The organism is Fictibacillus nanhaiensis (assembly GCF_049537595.1).
GTDB classification, from domain to species: domain Bacteria; phylum Bacillota; class Bacilli; order Bacillales; family Fictibacillaceae; genus Fictibacillus; species Fictibacillus nanhaiensis_F.
This window is the reverse complement of the sequence record NZ_JBMULM010000002.1, coordinates 120,181-139,003: the sequence shown is the minus strand read 5'-3', so window position 1 is coordinate 139,003 and position 18,823 is coordinate 120,181. Positions and strand designations below refer to the sequence as shown.

At 40.4% G+C, this 18,823-nt stretch carries 16 protein-coding genes; 4 read left to right on the top strand and 12 right to left on the bottom strand.

Annotation, left to right across the window (positions count from 1 at the left end; all coding sequences use genetic code 11):
• The first annotated feature begins 15 nt into the window (after positions 1 to 15).
• On the top strand, positions 16 to 738 hold the full coding sequence (locus tag ACOZ9X_RS12000) for an amino acid ABC transporter ATP-binding protein (protein ID WP_423418379.1): 723 nt from the start codon (positions 16 to 18) through the stop codon (positions 736 to 738).
• 264 nt (positions 739 to 1,002) lie between these two features.
• On the opposite strand, the gene ACOZ9X_RS11995 is transcribed toward ACOZ9X_RS12000, so the two are convergent.
• From ACOZ9X_RS11995 to ACOZ9X_RS11955, 9 genes are all read right to left on the bottom strand, one after another.
• The gene (locus tag ACOZ9X_RS11995; RefSeq protein WP_423418378.1) at positions 1,003 to 2,565 is read right to left on the bottom strand and encodes a glycine betaine ABC transporter substrate-binding protein; all 1,563 of its coding nucleotides are present in this window, start codon (positions 2,563 to 2,565) and stop codon (positions 1,003 to 1,005) included.
• Positions 2,549 to 3,703: an ABC transporter ATP-binding protein gene (locus ACOZ9X_RS11990; RefSeq protein WP_423418377.1), complete on the bottom strand. Its 1,155-nt coding sequence runs from the start codon at positions 3,701 to 3,703 to the stop codon at positions 2,549 to 2,551. The genes ACOZ9X_RS11995 and ACOZ9X_RS11990 overlap by 17 nt, the downstream gene beginning before the upstream one ends.
• Positions 3,704 to 3,914: 211 nt before the next feature.
• The gene (locus ACOZ9X_RS11985) at positions 3,915 to 6,053 is read right to left on the bottom strand and encodes a YhgE/Pip family protein (RefSeq protein WP_423418376.1); all 2,139 of its coding nucleotides are present in this window, start codon (positions 6,051 to 6,053) and stop codon (positions 3,915 to 3,917) included.
• A gap of 154 nt (positions 6,054 to 6,207) precedes the next feature.
• Positions 6,208 to 6,780: a TetR/AcrR family transcriptional regulator gene (locus ACOZ9X_RS11980; RefSeq protein WP_144702842.1), complete on the bottom strand. Its 573-nt coding sequence runs from the start codon at positions 6,778 to 6,780 to the stop codon at positions 6,208 to 6,210.
• Positions 6,777 to 8,054 (bottom strand): ATP-binding protein, encoded by a 1,278-nt coding sequence (locus ACOZ9X_RS11975; protein ID WP_423418375.1) that lies wholly within the window; start codon positions 8,052 to 8,054, stop codon positions 6,777 to 6,779. Before ACOZ9X_RS11975 ends, ACOZ9X_RS11980 begins: the two co-directional genes overlap by 4 nt.
• Before the next feature lie 319 nt (positions 8,055 to 8,373).
• Positions 8,374 to 9,780 carry a protoporphyrinogen oxidase gene (gene hemY / locus ACOZ9X_RS11970; RefSeq protein WP_423418374.1) on the bottom strand — a complete coding sequence of 469 codons (1,407 nt, stop codon included), beginning with the start codon at positions 9,778 to 9,780 and terminating at the stop codon, positions 8,374 to 8,376.
• 5 nt (positions 9,781 to 9,785) lie between these two features.
• On the bottom strand, positions 9,786 to 10,727 hold the full coding sequence (gene hemH / locus ACOZ9X_RS11965; protein ID WP_423418373.1) for a ferrochelatase: 942 nt from the start codon (positions 10,725 to 10,727) through the stop codon (positions 9,786 to 9,788).
• Positions 10,728 to 10,733: 6 nt separating this feature from the next.
• Positions 10,734 to 11,762: a uroporphyrinogen decarboxylase gene (gene hemE / locus ACOZ9X_RS11960; RefSeq protein WP_423418940.1), complete on the bottom strand. Its 1,029-nt coding sequence runs from the start codon at positions 11,760 to 11,762 to the stop codon at positions 10,734 to 10,736.
• A gap of 432 nt (positions 11,763 to 12,194) precedes the next feature.
• Positions 12,195 to 14,423, bottom strand: coding sequence for a transglycosylase domain-containing protein (locus tag ACOZ9X_RS11955; protein ID WP_423418372.1), 2,229 nt, complete (start codon positions 14,421 to 14,423; stop codon positions 12,195 to 12,197).
• A 158-nt stretch (positions 14,424 to 14,581) separates the two neighbouring features.
• Between ACOZ9X_RS11955 and ACOZ9X_RS11950 the strand changes: the two genes are divergently transcribed.
• Both ACOZ9X_RS11950 and ACOZ9X_RS11945 read left to right on the top strand, forming a co-directional pair.
• Positions 14,582 to 15,073 (top strand): antibiotic biosynthesis monooxygenase family protein, encoded by a 492-nt coding sequence (locus tag ACOZ9X_RS11950; protein ID WP_423418371.1) that lies wholly within the window; start codon positions 14,582 to 14,584, stop codon positions 15,071 to 15,073.
• Entirely contained in the window at positions 15,070 to 15,984 is a 915-nt protein-coding gene (locus tag ACOZ9X_RS11945; protein WP_423418370.1) for a diacylglycerol/lipid kinase family protein, read from the top strand. Before ACOZ9X_RS11950 ends, ACOZ9X_RS11945 begins: the two co-directional genes overlap by 4 nt.
• Here ACOZ9X_RS11945 and ACOZ9X_RS11940 read toward each other — a convergent pair.
• Positions 15,962 to 16,669 (bottom strand): phosphatase PAP2 family protein, encoded by a 708-nt coding sequence (locus ACOZ9X_RS11940; RefSeq protein WP_423418369.1) that lies wholly within the window; start codon positions 16,667 to 16,669, stop codon positions 15,962 to 15,964. The two genes, ACOZ9X_RS11945 and ACOZ9X_RS11940, sit on opposite strands and share 23 nt — an antisense overlap.
• A gap of 345 nt (positions 16,670 to 17,014) precedes the next feature.
• Positions 17,015 to 17,332 (bottom strand): DUF3243 domain-containing protein, encoded by a 318-nt coding sequence (locus tag ACOZ9X_RS11935; protein ID WP_066399706.1) that lies wholly within the window; start codon positions 17,330 to 17,332, stop codon positions 17,015 to 17,017.
• 215 nt (positions 17,333 to 17,547) lie between these two features.
• Between ACOZ9X_RS11935 and ACOZ9X_RS11930 the strand changes: the two genes are divergently transcribed.
• The gene (locus ACOZ9X_RS11930) at positions 17,548 to 17,979 is read left to right on the top strand and encodes a ferritin-like domain-containing protein (protein WP_423418368.1); all 432 of its coding nucleotides are present in this window, start codon (positions 17,548 to 17,550) and stop codon (positions 17,977 to 17,979) included.
• A 27-nt stretch (positions 17,980 to 18,006) separates the two neighbouring features.
• Here the strand turns inward: ACOZ9X_RS11930 and ACOZ9X_RS11925 are convergent, their stop codons facing one another.
• Entirely contained in the window at positions 18,007 to 18,780 is a 774-nt protein-coding gene (locus ACOZ9X_RS11925; RefSeq protein WP_423418367.1) for an EcsC family protein, read from the bottom strand.
• Positions 18,781 to 18,823: the final 43 nt, after the last annotated feature.

Below are 18,823 nucleotides of genomic sequence, written 5' to 3'. Positions count from 1 at the left end.
GAAAGGAGCCGGACCATGATTAAAATAAAAAATTTAAAAAAGTCCTTTGGTGATCTTGAGGTATTGAAGGATATCAATGCAGAAATAAAAGCACAAGAAGTTGTTTGTGTGATCGGCCCTTCTGGCTCAGGAAAAAGTACATTTCTTCGCTGTATCAACAAGCTTGAAGATATAACAGGTGGACAAGTCATTGTAAACGGAACGGATATCACAGATCCAAAAACGAACATTAATAAAATTCGGGAAGATGTAGGTATGGTTTTTCAGCAGTTCAACCTCTTCCCTCATAAAACAGTCTTAGAAAACGTAACACTTGCTCCTCTTAAAGTGAAAAGCGCAAATAAAGAGGAAGCTCGTGACAAAGCGGTGAAATTGCTCGCAAAAGTAGGATTGCAAGATAAAGCTAACGCCTATCCTTCTCAACTTAGCGGAGGTCAGAAACAGCGTGTTGCCATCGCCCGCGCACTCGCGATGGACCCGAAGATCATGCTCTTTGATGAACCTACCTCTGCACTTGATCCAGAGATGGTCGGTGAGGTACTGGAAGTAATGAAAGACCTTGCCCGTGAAGGAATGACAATGGTTGTCGTAACGCACGAGATGGGCTTTGCACGAGAAGTTGGTGACCGCGTGATCTTCATGGATGGCGGATACATCGTTGAAGAGAACGTTCCATCTGAATTGTTCGGAAACACGCAGCACGAACGTACGAAGTCGTTTTTGAGTAAAGTTTTATAAGGATGTTAGTCGTCGGTTCCTGGTTTTTGGGGACCGGCTTTTTATTTTGCTTTCTATGATGTGTGTGTAAATGTCGAATGGCCTTTATTTTTGATTTTAGACTTAATTGAACTGGGTTTAGACTTAATCAGTTGGTGTTTCGACTTAATAGGATACAGTTTCGGCTTAATTAGTTAGCTGTACGACTTAATTGACCCTCCTGCCCCCTTCTCAAACCACCCACAAACAAAAAACTGGACCCTATAAAGAGTCCAGTTTTCTATCTTATTTAATCAATCCTTTGCTTTTCAGAAATTCTTGCGCTACTTCACGTGGATCTTCTTTATCAAGGTCCACTTTCGCGTTCATTTCTGCCATATCTTCTTCTGAGATCTTCTCTTCAAGCTCATTGAGGACACCTTCAAGCTTCGGATACTTCTTCAACGTATCTTCTCTAACAACTGGTACTGCATAATAAGGTGGGAAGAATTTCTTATCATCTTCCAGCGTCTTTAAATTAAAACGGACGATTCTTCCATCTGTTGTATAAGCTGGAATCGCGTCCACTTTCCCTTCTTTTACAGCAGAATACATCAAGTTCGGATCGAGACTCTTCTTATCCTTAAAGTTTAGATTGTACGTATCCACAAATGGCGTATAGCCGTCCTCACGTTCAAAGAACTCTGTCGGACCACCGAAAGTAAGCTGGTTCGACTTCGGTGCTAGTTCTGAAATAGACTTCACATTCACTTGTTTTGCCGTATCAGGATTTAATGCTAGGGCATACGTGTTTTCAAAACCGAGCGGCTTCGTCCACTTCAGATTATACTCTTTCGCATAACCTTCTTTTACAGCATCATATATCTCTTCAGGCTTCATACTCGGATCATATTTTTCTTTTAAAATGGTTAGAAAACCTGTACCTGTATATTCAACATAAAGATCGATATCACCCTTTTTGATCGCTTCTGTAAGAATAGGCGTCTCACCAATCGCTTCTTTAACGATTACAGGGTAATCCGTTTTGTCTTTTACATATTCAGAAATCACATAAGGCAGGATATACTGCTCTGTCCACTTCTTACCTGTGATTACAATCGCATCTTCTTCACCGCCACCACGAAGTGCGAAGAAAAGAACGAGTGCGGCGATTGGTACTCCAATTAGCACAGGCAGTTTCCAAGAACCACGTTTCTTTGATGCTTTAGGCTCAGTAGCTAACTCAATGCGGCGCAGAATAAAATCAAAAACGATAGCAAGCAATGCAGCTGGGATCGCACCTGCTAAAACGAGCTCATTACGAGTAGTAGATAATCCACGATAGATAAGATCACCTAGACCACCTGCTCCAATAAATGCCGCAAGTGTAGCCACACCAATCGTTAATACGGTGGCTGTACGCAGACCAGCCATAATGATCGGCAGAGCTAACGGCAGTTCGATCATTCTTAAAATTTGAGTATTCGTCATCCCCATACCTTTACCAGCTTCAACAGCTGATTTATCTACACCGGTAATTCCTGTGTAGGTGTTGCGTAGGATAGGCAAGAGTGCATAAACAGTAAGTGCAATGATAGCTGTTGTGCTTCCAATTCCGAATACTGGTAGTAAAAATCCGAATAATGCCAAACTCGGTATCGTCTGAAAAATCGCTGTAACCCCAATAACAGGTTCGGCTACTGTTTTTCTTCTAGAAATAAAAATCCCTAAAGGAACGGCGATCACTGCAGCGATCAAGATTGATACAAGGGATAAAAATAAGTGCTGTTGAAGTCCTGTAAGAATTTCAGGCCATCTGTTAACAAAGGTATCTTTCATCGTGATCAAAAAGTTATTCAAGGCCCGCACCTCCTTCAACAGGTTTTTGTGCGGAAATATTTAACCCTGCTAAGCCGCGCATCATGGATGCACGTGTGATTAAACCAACTAATTTTTCTTGATCTAGGACAGGAATCATATGAACACCATGGGTTGCGAAGATTTCTGCAACTTCGGTATACGTAGAGGAGACGTCGACCGTAATGATTTCTTTTTCCATCAGATCACCGATGGTCTTATCTTCTTCAGGATAATGCTGTTCGATTTTATCAAGTGTAGTGATCCCAAGAAGCTTGTTTTGCTGATCTGTGACCAAGAGACTGTCTACACCATATCTCTTCATCATCTTTAAAGCTTCGGCAAGTCCTCTTGTTATTTTCGCCGTAACTGGATTTGGTCTCATGAGATCTACGGCTTCTGGCATGGATGATTCATCAGCCGACAATCTGTTTTCACCAATAAACCCTTTAACAAAATCGTTCGCAGGATGACGAAGAATTCGTTCTGGTGTATCAAACTGAATGATTTCACCTTTATTTAAAATTGCGATCTTGTCAGCAATCTTAATAGCTTCATCCATATCATGCGTAACGAATACAATTGTTTTCTTAATCGTATCTTGCAACTTAACGAGTTCATCTTGCAGCTGTTCACGGCTGATCGGATCAAGTGCGGAGAATGGTTCGTCCATTAAAATGATAGGTGGTTCTGCAGCAAGTGCTCGAATAACACCAATACGCTGCTGTTGACCACCGCTTAGCTCAGAAGGATATCGCGTTCTGAATGTTTTAGGATCTAATCCAACTAAATCTAGCAATTCATCAACTTTGCCATCATACTTTTCTTTTTCCCACCCTTTTAAACGAGGTACGAGTGAAATGTTGTCTTCTATCGTCATGTGAGGCAATAGACCAATTTGTTGAATAACATATCCAATATTCCTTCTCAGCTCAACGGGGTTTCGGTTTGCAATATCTTCTCCATCAATGAGGATCGTTCCTTTTGATGGCTCGATCAAACGGTTTATCATTCTCATGGTTGTTGTTTTACCACAACCACTAGGCCCGATTAATGCTACTAACTCCCCTTCTTTAATTTGAAAGTCAATATTTTTCAAGGCCTCAAAACCGTCAGGGTACGTTTTCCCTACGTTTTTGAAAGTTATCAAGTGTGTTTCTCTCCTTTACAATTACATAAAATAAGCTGCATCCATTAGAATGTCTTTAACTTATGTTTCCCTTGCTTGCTTGCTTGAAAACTTCTTTTCTAAAAGTTTTTGTTAACATTGTTGCTATAGCTACAAATCGAATCAATAATCTACTTCGTAACCTACAAAAAAACACCTGAAAGGATATTGTCCTTCCAGGTGTTTTCTAAGGTTATGCTACTAAACTTTCATCTTCCGTATTCTTTTTTCTAAACTGACTTGCAAAGTAAGCCCATGTACCAATCATACAGATCGCCATGAAACCTACCATAATCCATAGATTAAAGCTAAAGCTTTCCATGTCTCCGCTTGAAATTACCGCTTTAAAGCCTGAAACGGAATATGTCATTGGAAGCCAAGCATTGAATCCTTGTAGTCCGTTCGGAATAAGCTCTAACGGGAATGTTCCTGCACTTGTTGTAAGTTGTAGGATTAAGATAATAATCGCTACAAAACGGCCTGGATCTCCGAGCACCGTAACAAGTAACTGTACAAGTGCTAAGAAAGTAAGACTCGTGATGATACTTAGTCCAAGGAACGCTCCTAAGTTGCTCACTTCAATTCCTAGACCATATATCAATACCGCATCCGCAATAAGTGCTTGAATCACACCGACTGCAGCTAAGAATGTGAACTTACCAGCAAACCAGCTGAATCCTGAACGCGGGTGTCCTGCTTTATCACGTAATGGGAATACAATCGACATCAACAATGCTCCTACGAAAAGGCCTAAAGATAAGAAGTAAGGAGCAAAGCCTGTTCCGTAGTTTGGAACATCAGAAAAGCTTTTTGTTTTAACAGAAACAGGGTTTGCAATTCGTTCAAACATGTCACTGTCTGGATCAAGCTCACCTGTTTTGTCGGCTGCATCACTTAATGAAGAGGAAAGTTTTCCGCTTCCATCAAGCAGCTTTTGTTCACCGTTATGAATTTCCTTCACATGACCCGTAACTTCTTGCCAGCCTGTTGCAACAGTGGAAGTTCCATCTGCTAACTTGCCACTTGCACCTAACAGTTGCTGACTACCTGCAGCCGCTTCTCCCAATTTAGATTGGAACGTTTGCGTACCTTCATTTACTTTCGCCTGGCCACTTGCAAGTTGATCGACTCCGTCAACTAGTTTAAGTTGACCGTTATGAAGGTCTTCTGCTCCTTTTGCAACAGCGGTTTGTGAATCGCTTAGCTTTTTAGCTCCTGCAGAAAGTTCATTCGCTCCGCCAGCAATTTTACCTGTTGCAGCAGTTAAGCTATCTAAACCGTTATTTATGCCATTACTAGCTGCTGCCAGCTGTTTTAGAGATGCTGCCATCTGCTCATCTGACATGTTTTCTTGATTTTGAATGAGTGCATTGATTTGTTGTTCTAATTGTTTTGAACCTGCTGTTGCTTTTTGTGCACCAGCGTTCCATTCATTTACAGAACCTGCGAGCGTATTTGCCCCATTCGATAATTTAGATGCACCGCCTTGTAAGGCTAAGCTTCCGTTCTTAATTTTTTCAGAACCTGCTGTCGCTTGACTCAGTCCACCTTTTAGAGCCTGTGCCCCGTTACTTAGTTGACCTTGTCCGTCTGCTAGTTGTTTATGAGCAGCAAGCAATTTATCTATTCCACTATCGAACTCGGTCATCTTTGAATTAAAAAGTACAGCTCCATCTTTTAACTCATTAATCTGAGGTGTTTTTTCTTCCATTCCAGAAGCTAGTTCACCACTACCAGAAGCTGCTTTTTTCAATCCATCCGTTACTTGATTGGAGCCATCTGCCGCTTTCTCCAACCCACCAGCCAACTGCTCAACTTGATCGAACATGACTTCAGCATACGTTTTTGTAAGCTCATTAGACAAACTTTCTTTCATTTTATCAACGGCTGTTCCACCAATTTGTGCGGCTAGAAAGTTAAAGCCAGCGTTCGGTGTGTAGATGATCTCGGGCTTTTTGTTCGAATTTCCTGATAAAGCAGTCGCTTCTTCAGAAAAGTTCTCAGGAATCTCGATCATCATATAATAATCGTTATGCTCCAAACCTTGCTTTGCTTTTTCTTCGCTAACGAATTCCCACTCGAACTGTGGATTCTCTTTGAGTTTTTTTACAAACTCATCTCCAACGGTTAAGTTCTCACCGTTATATTCATAACCTTCATCTTGATTGACTACGGCCACTGGCAGATCTTCCATCTTGTCATACGGATCCCAGAACGCCCATAGAAACATTCCGCTGTATAACACTGGTATAAATAGAACTGCTAAGACCGGTACAGCAATTTTTCTGTTTGAGAAAACTGCTTTAAATTGAGCTCCGATACTTTTTAGCACAGTTGTTCACTCCTCCTAATACTAAATGACTAATTTAGTCACTTGGTCATTTTACGGTAAAAAAAGAGACTCTTACAGTCCACTTTTTCGAAAATGACCGAAATAGAAATTTGGTCACAACTTAATGTAACACGTTTTTCTTCCTTCTGCAATACTATGGTTTTCGTAAGCCATCCATTACAAACATCTCCAAAACTTCAAGCATCTTTTCTTTCTGAAGAGCTTCATGATCACGTTCCCAATCAAAAATAAGAGCGATATATACCTTTACCATCATAAACGCCACAATATCTGTGTGACATTCTTTAATCTCACCTTTTTCTACCGCTTTATCCAGCTCTTTTTGAACAAAACTTAATACCGCTTTTTCGATTCTCTGCAAAGCTTCAGTTACAGGCGAAGTGTTTAACTCTTTCACTTCTTGAGAAAGTTTAACGGCCAGCTTATGCGTTTTACGAAGTTCTACAACTTCATACAGTGCATTATGCAAGTTCTCGTAAAAAGGGCGATCTTCTTTTATTGCAGAAGATGCCGCAAGTTTTGTCTCTGTTACTAAGTTTGTAATAATTTCAGAAAATAATTCTTCTTTGTTTGCGAAAAAAGTATAGATCGTTCCTTTTCCAACGTTTGCGATCTTAGCGATTTGATCCACTGTACTCGCCTTATAACCAAACATAGAAAAAGAGCGCTCTGCTGCGTCTAGAATACTTTTTCTGCGGTCCATCATCCCACCTCCTCACCATTAACAATATTTCGTTTCGTACATAACTGCAAGGTTAAAAGAACTCTGGTACCTTCATGAAGTACGCTCTCATACCGAAGTTTGCCATCCATGTCTTGAATCAGTTTATAGGTTACCATCATACCGAGACCCGTACCTTTTGCTTTTGTTGTATAAAAAGGCAGCCCGATCTGTTCTAGCTCCTCTTCTGTCATACCCTTACCATTGTCTTCAATCGCGATCGTGATACTTCTTTTTGTAACTTTATAGCGATACAGATGGATCGTACCTCCCTCTTCAATCGCTTCTATTCCGTTTTTGATAATATTTATTAAACCTTGCTTAAGTTTTGGTTCATCAATGCACACATTGTAAGGTCCTAATGGACTAGCGGTGACTTCCACGTTATTAATCGCTCCATAGGGAGCAGTAAGAGCAATAACATCTCTTAATACTTTTTCTAGTGAAACGGTCTCAAGCTTTGGAACATCAGGCTTAACCATGGACAAATAATCTGTGATGATTTTGTTCGTTCGATCTAGTTCTTCGATTAAGAGCGGGGAATGTTCTCTCAACTTAGCATCTGTAGTTGTGCTACCCAGAAACTGGATCATTCCACGAATAGTAGTCATCGGGTTTCTCACTTCATGCGCGATTGCTGCTGCCATCTGTCCTGCAACTGCCAGCTTATCTAAGTAAACGGTTTCCTTTAACTGCATGTTGATCTTAACAAGTCTCTCGATTAAGAAGATACAAGAAAAGAACGCGATCAAAAAGCTAGAGAAATAGACGAGATAAAAGTCAATTGTCAGAAAATCAAGATATGTATGAATGAACAACATATAAAAAAGTGTATAGACCAAAGCAATATAGATAGCAGAAACCCATCTGCGTTTATCTTCATCAAAGAATCCATGATAGATCAGACATACCACATATGCTAGTGAGATTAAAACGATACCTAGCCACGCTAGTTCTCCACCTACAGCTATCCTTGCGATCGCAACAATTATCGAACAGATCGCTCCCGGTAGCCAGCCTACATACAATGTGACAATCATGATTGGAACATTTCGAAGATCAAAAAAAGAATCCTTCAGCGTTTCGATCGGAAACAGCATACAGACTAGTGCACCCGCACCACTGATCAGACCAAAGACGATTTGATTCTTATAACTCGGAATGACACCGGGATGAAGGGGAAAGAACATGTTCAATAGGTGAGTAAACGAAAATATGATTGCAATATTTACAAATAACGGCTCAATAAATGCTTGCACAGCGGCTTCCCCCTTCCTTTTTTCTCCCTACAGTATAGCAGAAACATTCTACAAGAAAATATAAAAAACGACAAACATATCCATTTGCCGTTTAATTCTTAAGACATTTATTATTTTTTAGCACTCTTTTCTAAATGATTGTTGCTTTTAACTCCTTGTCACCTTTGATAATTGATTGGAGTGGAAGGTGCGAGACTCCTACGGGACAGGCGGGCAGGTGAGACACTTAAGAGTGAAACGTACGAATGTGGCTCACCGCCTGCCCCGTGGAAAGCGAGCAGCCTGGAACGGAAATCAACACTTCCAAAAGCCTCAGTCATTATGAACGAAACAAAGAATCCACAGCCATTTTCGCTGAATTCACACAATCTGGCAATCCTACACCATCATATGGAGCTCCTGCTAATTTTACACCAGGCAGTTCAGCTTGAAACACAGTTCTGAGCTTTTTGACATATTCTTTATGCCCAACTTCATATTGCGGCATTGAATCAATCATACGAGAAACATGATAGAATTCTGGACGAGCATCAACACCCATAATTTTCTTCAAATCATCTAATACTTTTTCCAAAATAACATCATCTGGTTGTTGAACGATGTCTTGCTCTTCTGCTCGTCCTACATAACACCGAAGAACCACTTTACCTTTCGGAGTCGTATGCGGCCATTTTCTGCTCGTCCATGTACATGCAGTGATGGATGTTTTTTCACTTTTAGCAATGACAAAACCTGTTCCATCAAGACTAAAGTTCACGTCTTCTTCATTAAAGCTCATCGCAACAGTTGCTACTGAGGTTGGCTTCGTATCGTGAAAACCAACAGGAAACAGAGATTCACCAAGAAGTTTTTTCGTAACATGATAAGGAGTTGTGACAATTACATGATCACCTTTCATTACCGAACCATCTTCCATCACCACAGAATATGTTCCATCTTCAGACCGCTCGACAGCTTTAACGGAAACCCCTGTCTTTATACTCTCTTCTGGCACTGCTTTCGAAAGAGCTTCAATGAAAGAGGACAGTCCGCCTTTGAGTGTTAAAAAAGCACCTTTTTTCTTTTTCGTGATCGGTGTCTTCTCTTGTTTAGGCTGCGTCTGTTTCATGCCTAAGATTAAACTTCGATATTTCTTTTCCGTTTCTACAAATTGCGGAAACGTAGATTGCAGGCTGAGCCGATCGATTTTTCCCGCATATATACCTGATAACAAAGGTTCGATCAGCCGATCAACCACTTCATCACCAAGACGTCTTCTGAAAAAATGACCTACAGAAATATCTTGTTCCGCATCTTTTCGTTTAGGAAGAACAAGGTCCAACCCTGCTCTTGCCTTTCCAGTTACAGAGAAAAGAGGGGTTGTTGCAAACGGCATCACTTTAGTCGGGATGCCCATCACTGCTCCTTCAGGAATAGGGTGAAGCCTCATATTATGCAAAATATAAGCTTGACCCGTTTCATTAGAAACTAAATCTTCACCTAGACCCACATCTTTAACCAGTTCTGTCATCACTGTTTTTCTAGCTAGGTAGGAATCAGGGCCTCGCTCTAGCACAAAACCATCTTCTTTAATCGTATCGATTTTACCGCCAAGACGGTTGCTTGCTTCGATCACTGTGAAGCTTATCGACTTGCCCGTTTCCTTACCATATTTTTGAACATAAAAGGCAGCGGCTAAACCTGTTATGCCGCCGCCCAATATAATAACGTGCTTTCGCTCGCCCATTTCTTTCACATTCTTTCTTTTGCTAGTGCGTTTTGAATAACCGTTGCTAAACAATCGATAAATTCCGGCTTTGCGTTAGGCATCTCAGGACGATAATAGTTCACGCCCAACTCATCTGTGACAACTTTACACTCATAATCGTTGTCATAAAGAACTTCCAGATGATCCGCCACAAAACCTACAGGACAATAGATAAAATGCGTATAGCCATGCTCGTTATAAAGATCTCTAGTTAAATCTTGAACGTCTGGTCCGATCCACGGTTCAGGTGTATTACCGGCACTCTGCCACCCAATCGTGTAATGAGGAACATTTGCCTCTTTCGCGATCAGATCAGCTGTTTCCTGAAGTTGAGTCGGATAAGGATCTCCCATTTGAAGGATCTTTTCTGGCAGACTGTGTGCAGAGAAGATTACAACCGTTTTGTTGTGTTCGTTCTCTGGAATAGAGTTAAACGTTTGTTTAATTCCATCAGCCCAAAATTGTACATACTTCGGCTCATCATACCAGCTGTCGATCGTTGTAAAGCTTGGTCCACCAATTTTTGCAGACTCTTCCACAGCACGTCCGTTGTATGATTTAACGCTGAACGTTGAATAATGAGGAGCAAGAACAAGCGTTACTGCTTCCTCAATACCGTCTTCTTTCATCTGTTGCACAGCATCCTCAATAAAAGGATCAATATGCTTCAGACCCAGATAGCTTTTAAACTCACGATCAGGATAACGATGATTCATCTCAACTTCAATTTTCTGCGCTTGTTCTTCTGTAATCTTAGCAAGTGGCGAGATTCCACCGATCTGTTCGTAGCGTTCTGTAAGTTCTTGCAGCTGTTCAGGAGAAGGCTTACGTCCTCGTCTTATGTGTGTGTAATAGCTTTCTACTTCATCAAGACTTCTTGGCGTTCCGTACGCCATGATTAATAGACCTGTTTTCTTGTTACTCACTTTTTATCACCCTAGTCTTTTAGACGTATATTCATGAACAAAGGTGGTCAACTGCTTTAATGTTGCAATGTTTACTTCAGGGAAAATACCTTTTCCGACATTGAAGATAAAGCCTGGTTCTTCCATACCTTCATCCAAAATTTCTTTCGTACGTGCTTCGATTACTTCCCATGGTGCCAATAGAATGGAAGGATCTAAATTTCCTTGAAGAGCCTTCGTAACACCCATCTGACGAGCTTCTCTCGGGGATAATCTCCAATCAAGTCCGATCACATCGATCGGAAGCTCATTCCACTCCATGATCAAGTGTCTTGCACCTGTTCCGTATAGAATCAAAGGAATATTTTCTTCTCGTAGTGATGAGAAGATCTTGTACATCACAGGCTGGATGTATTTTCTGTAATCTGCTGCATTTAACGCGCCGACCCATGAATCAAAAATCTGAAACGCTTGTGCGCCAGCTGCGATCTGCGCTTTTGCATAAGCGATTGTCATATCGCCTAGTTTGTCCATCAGCATGAACCAGCTTTCAGGGTCAGAGTACATCAGCTGCTTAGTTTTATGATAATCGCGCGAAGGCCCGCCTTCAACCATATAGCTCGCAAGTGTAAATGGTGCACCTGCAAACGTGATAAGCGGCACTTCTAACTGCTGTCTTAAAATTTTAATCGTATCCAAAACATACGGTACGTCTTTCTCAGGATTAATCGTCCCTAAGCGCTCTACATCCTCGCGCGTTCGTACTGGCTTATCGATCACTGGTCCGATTCCCGATTTAATCTCAACATCTACCCCAATCGCTGGAACTGGAGACATAATATCTTTATAAAGAATCGCAGCATCAACTCCATGTTGATCTACTGGGAGCTTCGTAACGCCAGCGCAAATCTCTGGTCTATGTGTGATTTCAAATAGTGAATACTTCTCTTTCAGTTTACGGTACTCAGGTTGGGAACGGCCCGCCTGTCTCATGTACCATACAGGAATATGTGAATTTTTCTCCTTACGACACGCTTTCAAAAACTCTTCATTCATAGTCAAAACGTACACACCTTTCTATACAAGACCAAAAGCTGCAGCACTATTGTTATCTCCTAGCTGCTGAAACTTAAAACCTTTAACGTCAATATCCATACACATTGTAAGGGAATTCATAATAAAAGTATAGGCAATAAGCTTAAATGTCATGATTTTGGCAAAATGGATGTTCATTGGATGTTGAAAGCCTTTACAGGTGCATGCTGCTTAAACCGAATGAAATGAGTAAAATGATGAATTGGGTCTAGCGGCGCATTGATTAAGTCAAAAATGGCATCAGTTAAGTCGAAATGAGCAACCATTAAGCGCAAACACACCACAATTACGTCTAAAATGAAAAATATAGGCTTTCCGACACAGTTCGAATCCCTCACTCCAAATCCTCATCAAAAAAAGAAGACGGCCGCCTAAGCCATCTTCCACCACCACTCATTCTTCTTTTTTCTTCTTCTTCTTTTTCTTCTCTTTTTCACGATCTTTCCGAATCTTTTCTCTTACATCTTTTTTATCTCCCTCATCAAAACTTGGGAAAAGAGAGATCGACACTACATTTGATGTTTCTCCTTCTTGTTTTGTGAGAGGATTATATGGGACAACATAAAAGTCTGGCAGCGTGAAGAGGTTCTTGCCAGAAGCACTATACTCCCCTTTGCCTTTTATCGTATCTAATAGAGTCGTTTCTCCTTCATTTACCGCGTAAACCTTGTATTGCAATCGCTCGTCTTTTGACGGAGTCCAGTTCAGTTGAACGGAAGGAATTCCATAGTCTCCCATACCAAATGAAGCACGCAGATCGTTTAACTCTATAAGCTCGATCGGCGGGGGCAAGTCTTTTACTCCGTCAGGTTTTTTGAACGATAGTCCTTGTTGAGACGGCATTTCGTTAATCACTTGTTTAAATAAGAGAGTAGGTAGAGAACTGCCGCTATTAAGGTACGATTCCTTAGTCGTTCGATCATAACCGACCCAGACTGCGCCGACGACTTCTGGCGTATATCCTACAAACCAAGTATCTTTGTTTCCTTTATCTACATTCGGATAATTCGTTGTACCCGTCTTCCCGGCGATCTCCATGTTCTCTTTTCCATCAGACCCAGTTCCGTTCTTCACGACTTGCTGAAGCATACGCGTCATGTACCATGCATTCTGCTTTTTCCAAACTTTCTTTTCTTCCATTTTTGCTTTGCCGATCAGTTCTCCTTCATTGTTATAGATCTTGCTGATCACGAAAGGCTCGATTGTCTTACCTTCATGAAGAAAACTGCGGTATCCTTTTACCATCTGCAACGGAGTTACACCTTGATCGATGCCACCGAGTGCAATTCCGAGTCCCCTATCCTCAATCGGCATGCCGAGCTGTTCAAGATAACTTTTAGAATCAGATATTCCGTTCTTGTTCAACAGCCATACTGCCGATGAATTTACAGAATGCGAAATGGCATCCACCATGGAAACTTCACCATCGTATCTGCCGTTATAATTCTTAGGTTCATAACCGTCGTAGCTTAATTCTTCGTCACGCAGCATAGAATAAGGTTTGTATTTTTCAGACTCAAGGGCGGGACCATACACGGATAAAGGCTTAAACGTCGAGCCTGGCTGACGATTCACCTGTACTCGATTAAGTCCCTCTGTCACATAATTGCGTCCGCCTTGAACAGCGAGCAAACCACCCGTTTTTCCATTCATCAGCACCATGGCGCCTTCTGGTTTTTCCTGACCTGTCCCTACAAAATAACGACCGTCTTGAAAGCTTTTATAAACAGAATCTTGTGCAGCGAGATCCATTGGAACGACGATTTTATAACCGCCTTGTCGCAGCTCTTCTCTTGAAAGTTGATACTTTTCTTTTGCTTCTTTTATAACCATATCAATATAGGTTGTATAAGCAGGATTTCGTTTTTCTTGCTGAAAATCTAAAGCGATCGTTTTCCCTTGCGCTCTAACGGTTTCAGAAGGTGTCAGATAATCTTGTTTCTCCATAAGAGTAAGAACGAGATCACGCCGTTCTTTTGCTTCCTTAGGATTCTTTAATGGCGAATAATAGTTTGGTGCTTTAGGAAGTCCTGCAAGCATCGCCCCCTCTGCCACAGTTAAATCTCTGGCATCCTTATTGAAATACGTTTTTGCAGCAAGTTGGATACCGTATGCGCCATGCCCAAAATAGATTTGGTTCAAATACATCTCCAAAATTTTATCTTTCGGGTATCTTCTTTCCAAATTGATTGCAATTACAGCTTCTTTTGTTTTTCTGAGCCATGATTTCTCATGAGATAAAAAAACATTCTTCGCTAGCTGCTGAGTAATCGTACTGCCGCCTTCGACTTTTCCACCAGCTAGAATATCTTTATAGATAGCACGCGAGATCGCTTTTACATCAATACCATTGTGTTTATAGAAACGGCTATCTTCAACTGCAACAAATGCTTCCTGCACATGTTTTGGGATGTTCTCAATGTCGACGATCTCTCGATTCTCATCATAGATCTTGGTGATTTTATCTCCGTTCTCGGCCACAAGAATAGTAGCTGAATCCATTACAAGATCTTTTTCATCGATCACATAATCTCCCGCTAAGATAATGAAGAGATAGGCAAAAAAACCTATTATAAGTGAACCCGTTAAAATACCGAGTACGATAAGACTTCTCTTTACCATAACCAACCCTCATTTCATTCTAGGTCGAAAAGTACATTTTATATAATTTCCCCTTAGTTGGAAAGTATATTACAAGTAACCAACTTCTTACACTGTTTAATGTGCTGAACGGTTGGGTAAAACAAAGGTAAATCAATAGAAAAGGGGCAGGGATTCCTATGAACATATATATTACTTATGGGACTTTAGACTTTTTAGCAACATATCAGGAAAAATACGATGGAGCTCTTCTGCTAGAAGGAGACTCTAATTCTGCTCTCGTGATTGAAACAGATGGTGAAAACCCATTTACGGAAAAACATGAGTACGAAGTGATAAACCAAAGAGGTTCCTTAGACGGTGCTGGTTTTGTTGTTATGAACCACATCCCGGTATCAGAAGAAGGAAGGTCTCTTTTTGAAGAACGTTTCCAAAATCGTGCCGGGCTGGTTGAAAGTGAACCAGGCTTTACTGGCATACGAATACTACGACCTCTTCACCAAGATCCTTATATCGTAATGACACTTTGGGATTCACATGCTGATTTTATAAATTGGCAACAATCCAAAGCTTATGAGGAAGCTCATAAGAATAGAGGCACATCAAAAGCACTTCCAGAAACACTTTTTACAGGAAAATCATTCGTAAAAGAATACATGGTAGCAAAATGACTAGAAATCCATCAACAATAAAAAGAGCATCGGTCATATTAAATCCTTCTGCCGGCCAAGGCAGATTGCTCAATCAGTGGGATGCAGTGCTAGAGCAACTAAAAGTTGGTTTTGAAGACGTTCAAGTATATAAGACGACCGCTCCTGGAGAAGGTGCTTCCTTCGTTAAAGAGCTGGAAGGTAAAACAGATTTGATTATAGCCGCTGGCGGTGACGGTACGGTACATGAAATTGCAGAAGCGGTGTTGTCGATCGAAGAAAATCAACCAGCTTTCGGAATCTTGCCAGGTGGAACGTGCAATGATTTTTCGAGAGCGCTAGGCATGAACCAAAACCCTATCAAAGCCGCAGAACAGCTCAGTGAAAAAAATTATCACAACATTGACGTTGGAGAGTTCAACGGGCATTTCTTTACAAACTTCTGGGGTGTTGGATTGATCACACATGTATCCGAATCCATCGACCCAGATACGAAAGAGAAGTTTGGTCGCCTTTCTTATTATCTTTCAGCGGCAAAATCCTTTCAAACTTGGGAGCCGTTTGAGATCTCCATCTCATCTGAAGAGTTTCAATTTGATGGACAGGCTGCCATGTTTCTTGCTGTAAACGGTCCTTTTACCGGCGGGATACGGCCCTTTTTTCCCGATACAGATATACAAGACGGAAAGCTCGATTGCTTGCTGATCGAAGAACCTTCCACCTCGTTTATATGGGATGTTCTTTTGAATCGATTATCAGATACTTCAAAAGAAGGACAAGGGTACCATTATTTTCAAAGTTCAGAGATCAGCATAAAAACAGCTCCCCAACAGCTTATTGACTGTGATGGAGAGCGTCAGCATCGTACACCTGCAGTTATTAAATGTTTACAAAATCAACTACTCACACTTACTGGGGATGTTTCCTTTTAAAAAAAGGAAGCGTCCTTTTTTGATAAGCTCTGATTGATTCACGCCCAGCTATACATAGCAGTAGCCAAACCGTTCCAGCACTAAATCCAGCTGCTATGTCAGATGGATAATGAACGCCTAAATAAACACGGCTAAAACCAATAAGAAGAATCGTAGATATAAATGCAATCGTGAGAATGATCTTAAGCGATTTTCCTCTTCTGCTTCTTACGACTAAGTAACCAAGAAAACCATAATAGATGAGACTGCCCATGGCATGTCCACTCGGATAACTGAAACCTTGTTCAACGATTAAACTATCTTCAGGTCGTATTCTTCCAAACCAATGTTTCAACCCTAGGTTTAAAAGACCTCCGCCCGCAACTGCAATCAAATAGAAAATAGCACCCCAATAGTTCTTGCGTTTTGCGATCAGCCAGATCAGACTTCCTACTAACAAAAGTGTTAGGATATTTTTTGATCCCAAAAAGGTTATCACTTTCATTACTTCCGTAAGCGTCTCACTTCTAATATCCGTTACATATTGAATGATCACTTGATCAAACTCAAATACCTCATTCTCCATCAAATCCTCTGAGAGCTCGAAAAAGATATTTAACGATAAGAACGAAAGACCTAATCCACTTATAACATAAATAAGTGGGAGGATTGGAAAAGGTAGTTTATTGGCTAGTTCTCGTAACATAAAATTCTCCTCAACATCATTCTTTTTCATTTATTTTCGAGATTTCTTGTTGATAAATAGTTTCTAAATCTCTTCTCTATAAATTTAAACAAATCAGCTCTTATTAAATCTAAGTTTTCACTCTTTTTCCTTTGTATAAACCACTTTAAATCATTGTCGTTTTTTCGTAGTCGTTTGTAAACGGTCATTGAGGTGTATTTATTGACGTCTTTGCAAACTTTATTGTTTTAAGTTTTTTAAACGGACATGGCTTTAGATTGAATTTCAGTACTCTAAGCCACGCAACAAATAACGGTAAGTGTAATAAAAAAAGCCGCTCAAAGATGAGCAGCTTTAGAACGTTTTCTATTTAACAAGCTTAACTAACATGTGAGCAAGTTTATGACGCTCTTCTTGCTCTCCAACTTTCCATAGTTCTTTTAAGAGGTTCTCTTCTGAGTTACGAGGCTCCTCATGGTTAGCTAAGTAATCTGCTACTTTCTCTGCAGTTTTTGCAAGTGTTTCTTCGCTCATGCCCATTTTTTCACCGATTTGCACTTTCCCATGCAAGTAGCTCTTAAACTCCTCAAAGTTTGATAAGATCTCGTCTTTTTTGCTCTCGCTCATACGGCTTGCTGTTTCTTCTACCTTACTTGTGTCAACGTTACGCTCTTCATCAACCATGTGTCTGCTATCCATTTTTGTTACCTCCTTAGATTTTGTATCACTTTTGTTTAATATTTGTTTCACGCATAGTAGTCTTTTACCGATTTTTCCAATCCTTAAACCTTATTTTACAGTTCCTGTTTTTTTTAGTACGTCTATCCTATAATTTGGTTTATCGTAAAGGGAAAAGGGGAAGGATATCTCTGTAGAACAAGATTCAGGAGGTTATACAAATGGAAAAAGACTTACAAGCACTAATCGATGGACTAAACGAGGATCTTGCAAACGAGTACTCAGCAATCATTATGTACAACCATAATGCAGCTACGGTTTCTGGTTTGTACCGTCAAATTCTAAAACCTTTCTTCCAGAGTGAAATTGCTGATGAGCAAGGACATGCTCTATATTTAGCAGAAAAGATTAAAACACTTGGTGGTACGCCGACTACTCAACCAAAGCCAGTTAAACAAGTTGAGAGCGTTCGTGAGATGTTGGAAGAAGCTCGAAACGCTGAGGAAGATACGATCAGACGTTATGAAGAACGTAAAGACCAAGCATCTAACTTAAAATTGACTGAACTTGTCGTTCAGTTAGAAGATATGATTGCTGATGAGACAAAACACAAAGAGGAAATGGACCGCTTATTAAGCGACAGTCGATTCTAAATAACACATAATACAAACACCCGCAATTTATTGCGGGTGTTTGTTAGTTATAATCCTTTTCTTTTTTTCATCTGTTAACAAACGCCATCTGAAACAATTCTTTGCCACATGACCTAAATCATCAAGAAAATGATAATTCGCATAAGCCCCAACAATTGCTCCCAATCCTGGGATCATCTGAAGCATCTTTATTAGATCGATGTGATCACGATAATCCTGCTGCAGTTCTTGCCAATTCATTTGGTTGATCGATTCAGGAGACTCCGGAAATTCTCGAATGGTCTCTTTCCATGAGATTACCCTTTGATATGCCTCTTCTCGCTTGTGCGGATCAGAAAAAGCTAGGCGAAATACATGAAGAATAAAGATTCTCTCTTTGTAGTCTTTAACATCCAACCCATAAATACTAGCTGCTTCGAACAAAAATTTCATTTTTATTCCTAACAATAAGGGAAGATCTGCAATACCTAGCAAAATGCCTCCAGCACCTGTTCCTGCACCTTCAACTGCTGCTGTTTTTTTGTAGAAAGATAGCCGATCTTCTAATTTAAAATCACGCTCTCGTAGATCTGCAGTAAACTTAATCGTTTTTTTAGTCGTATATTCAGAACCGATCAGAGTCGCTTTAATCATATGTTTCATACTCGATGTCATAACATCATGCACTTTTTGCGGAATTTTTTCATTGATTTTTATTTGAAGAGATTTTGTTGTCTTATTCCATAGTGAGGGCCGTTTACACATTTCTGTTTCCCATTTTTTAAGCTCTTCTATTACTTTTTCTTCATAAGTGTTCATCATCTACCTCCCTCCTTCTATACGATTTTCGTTAGTCTTTCGTTTC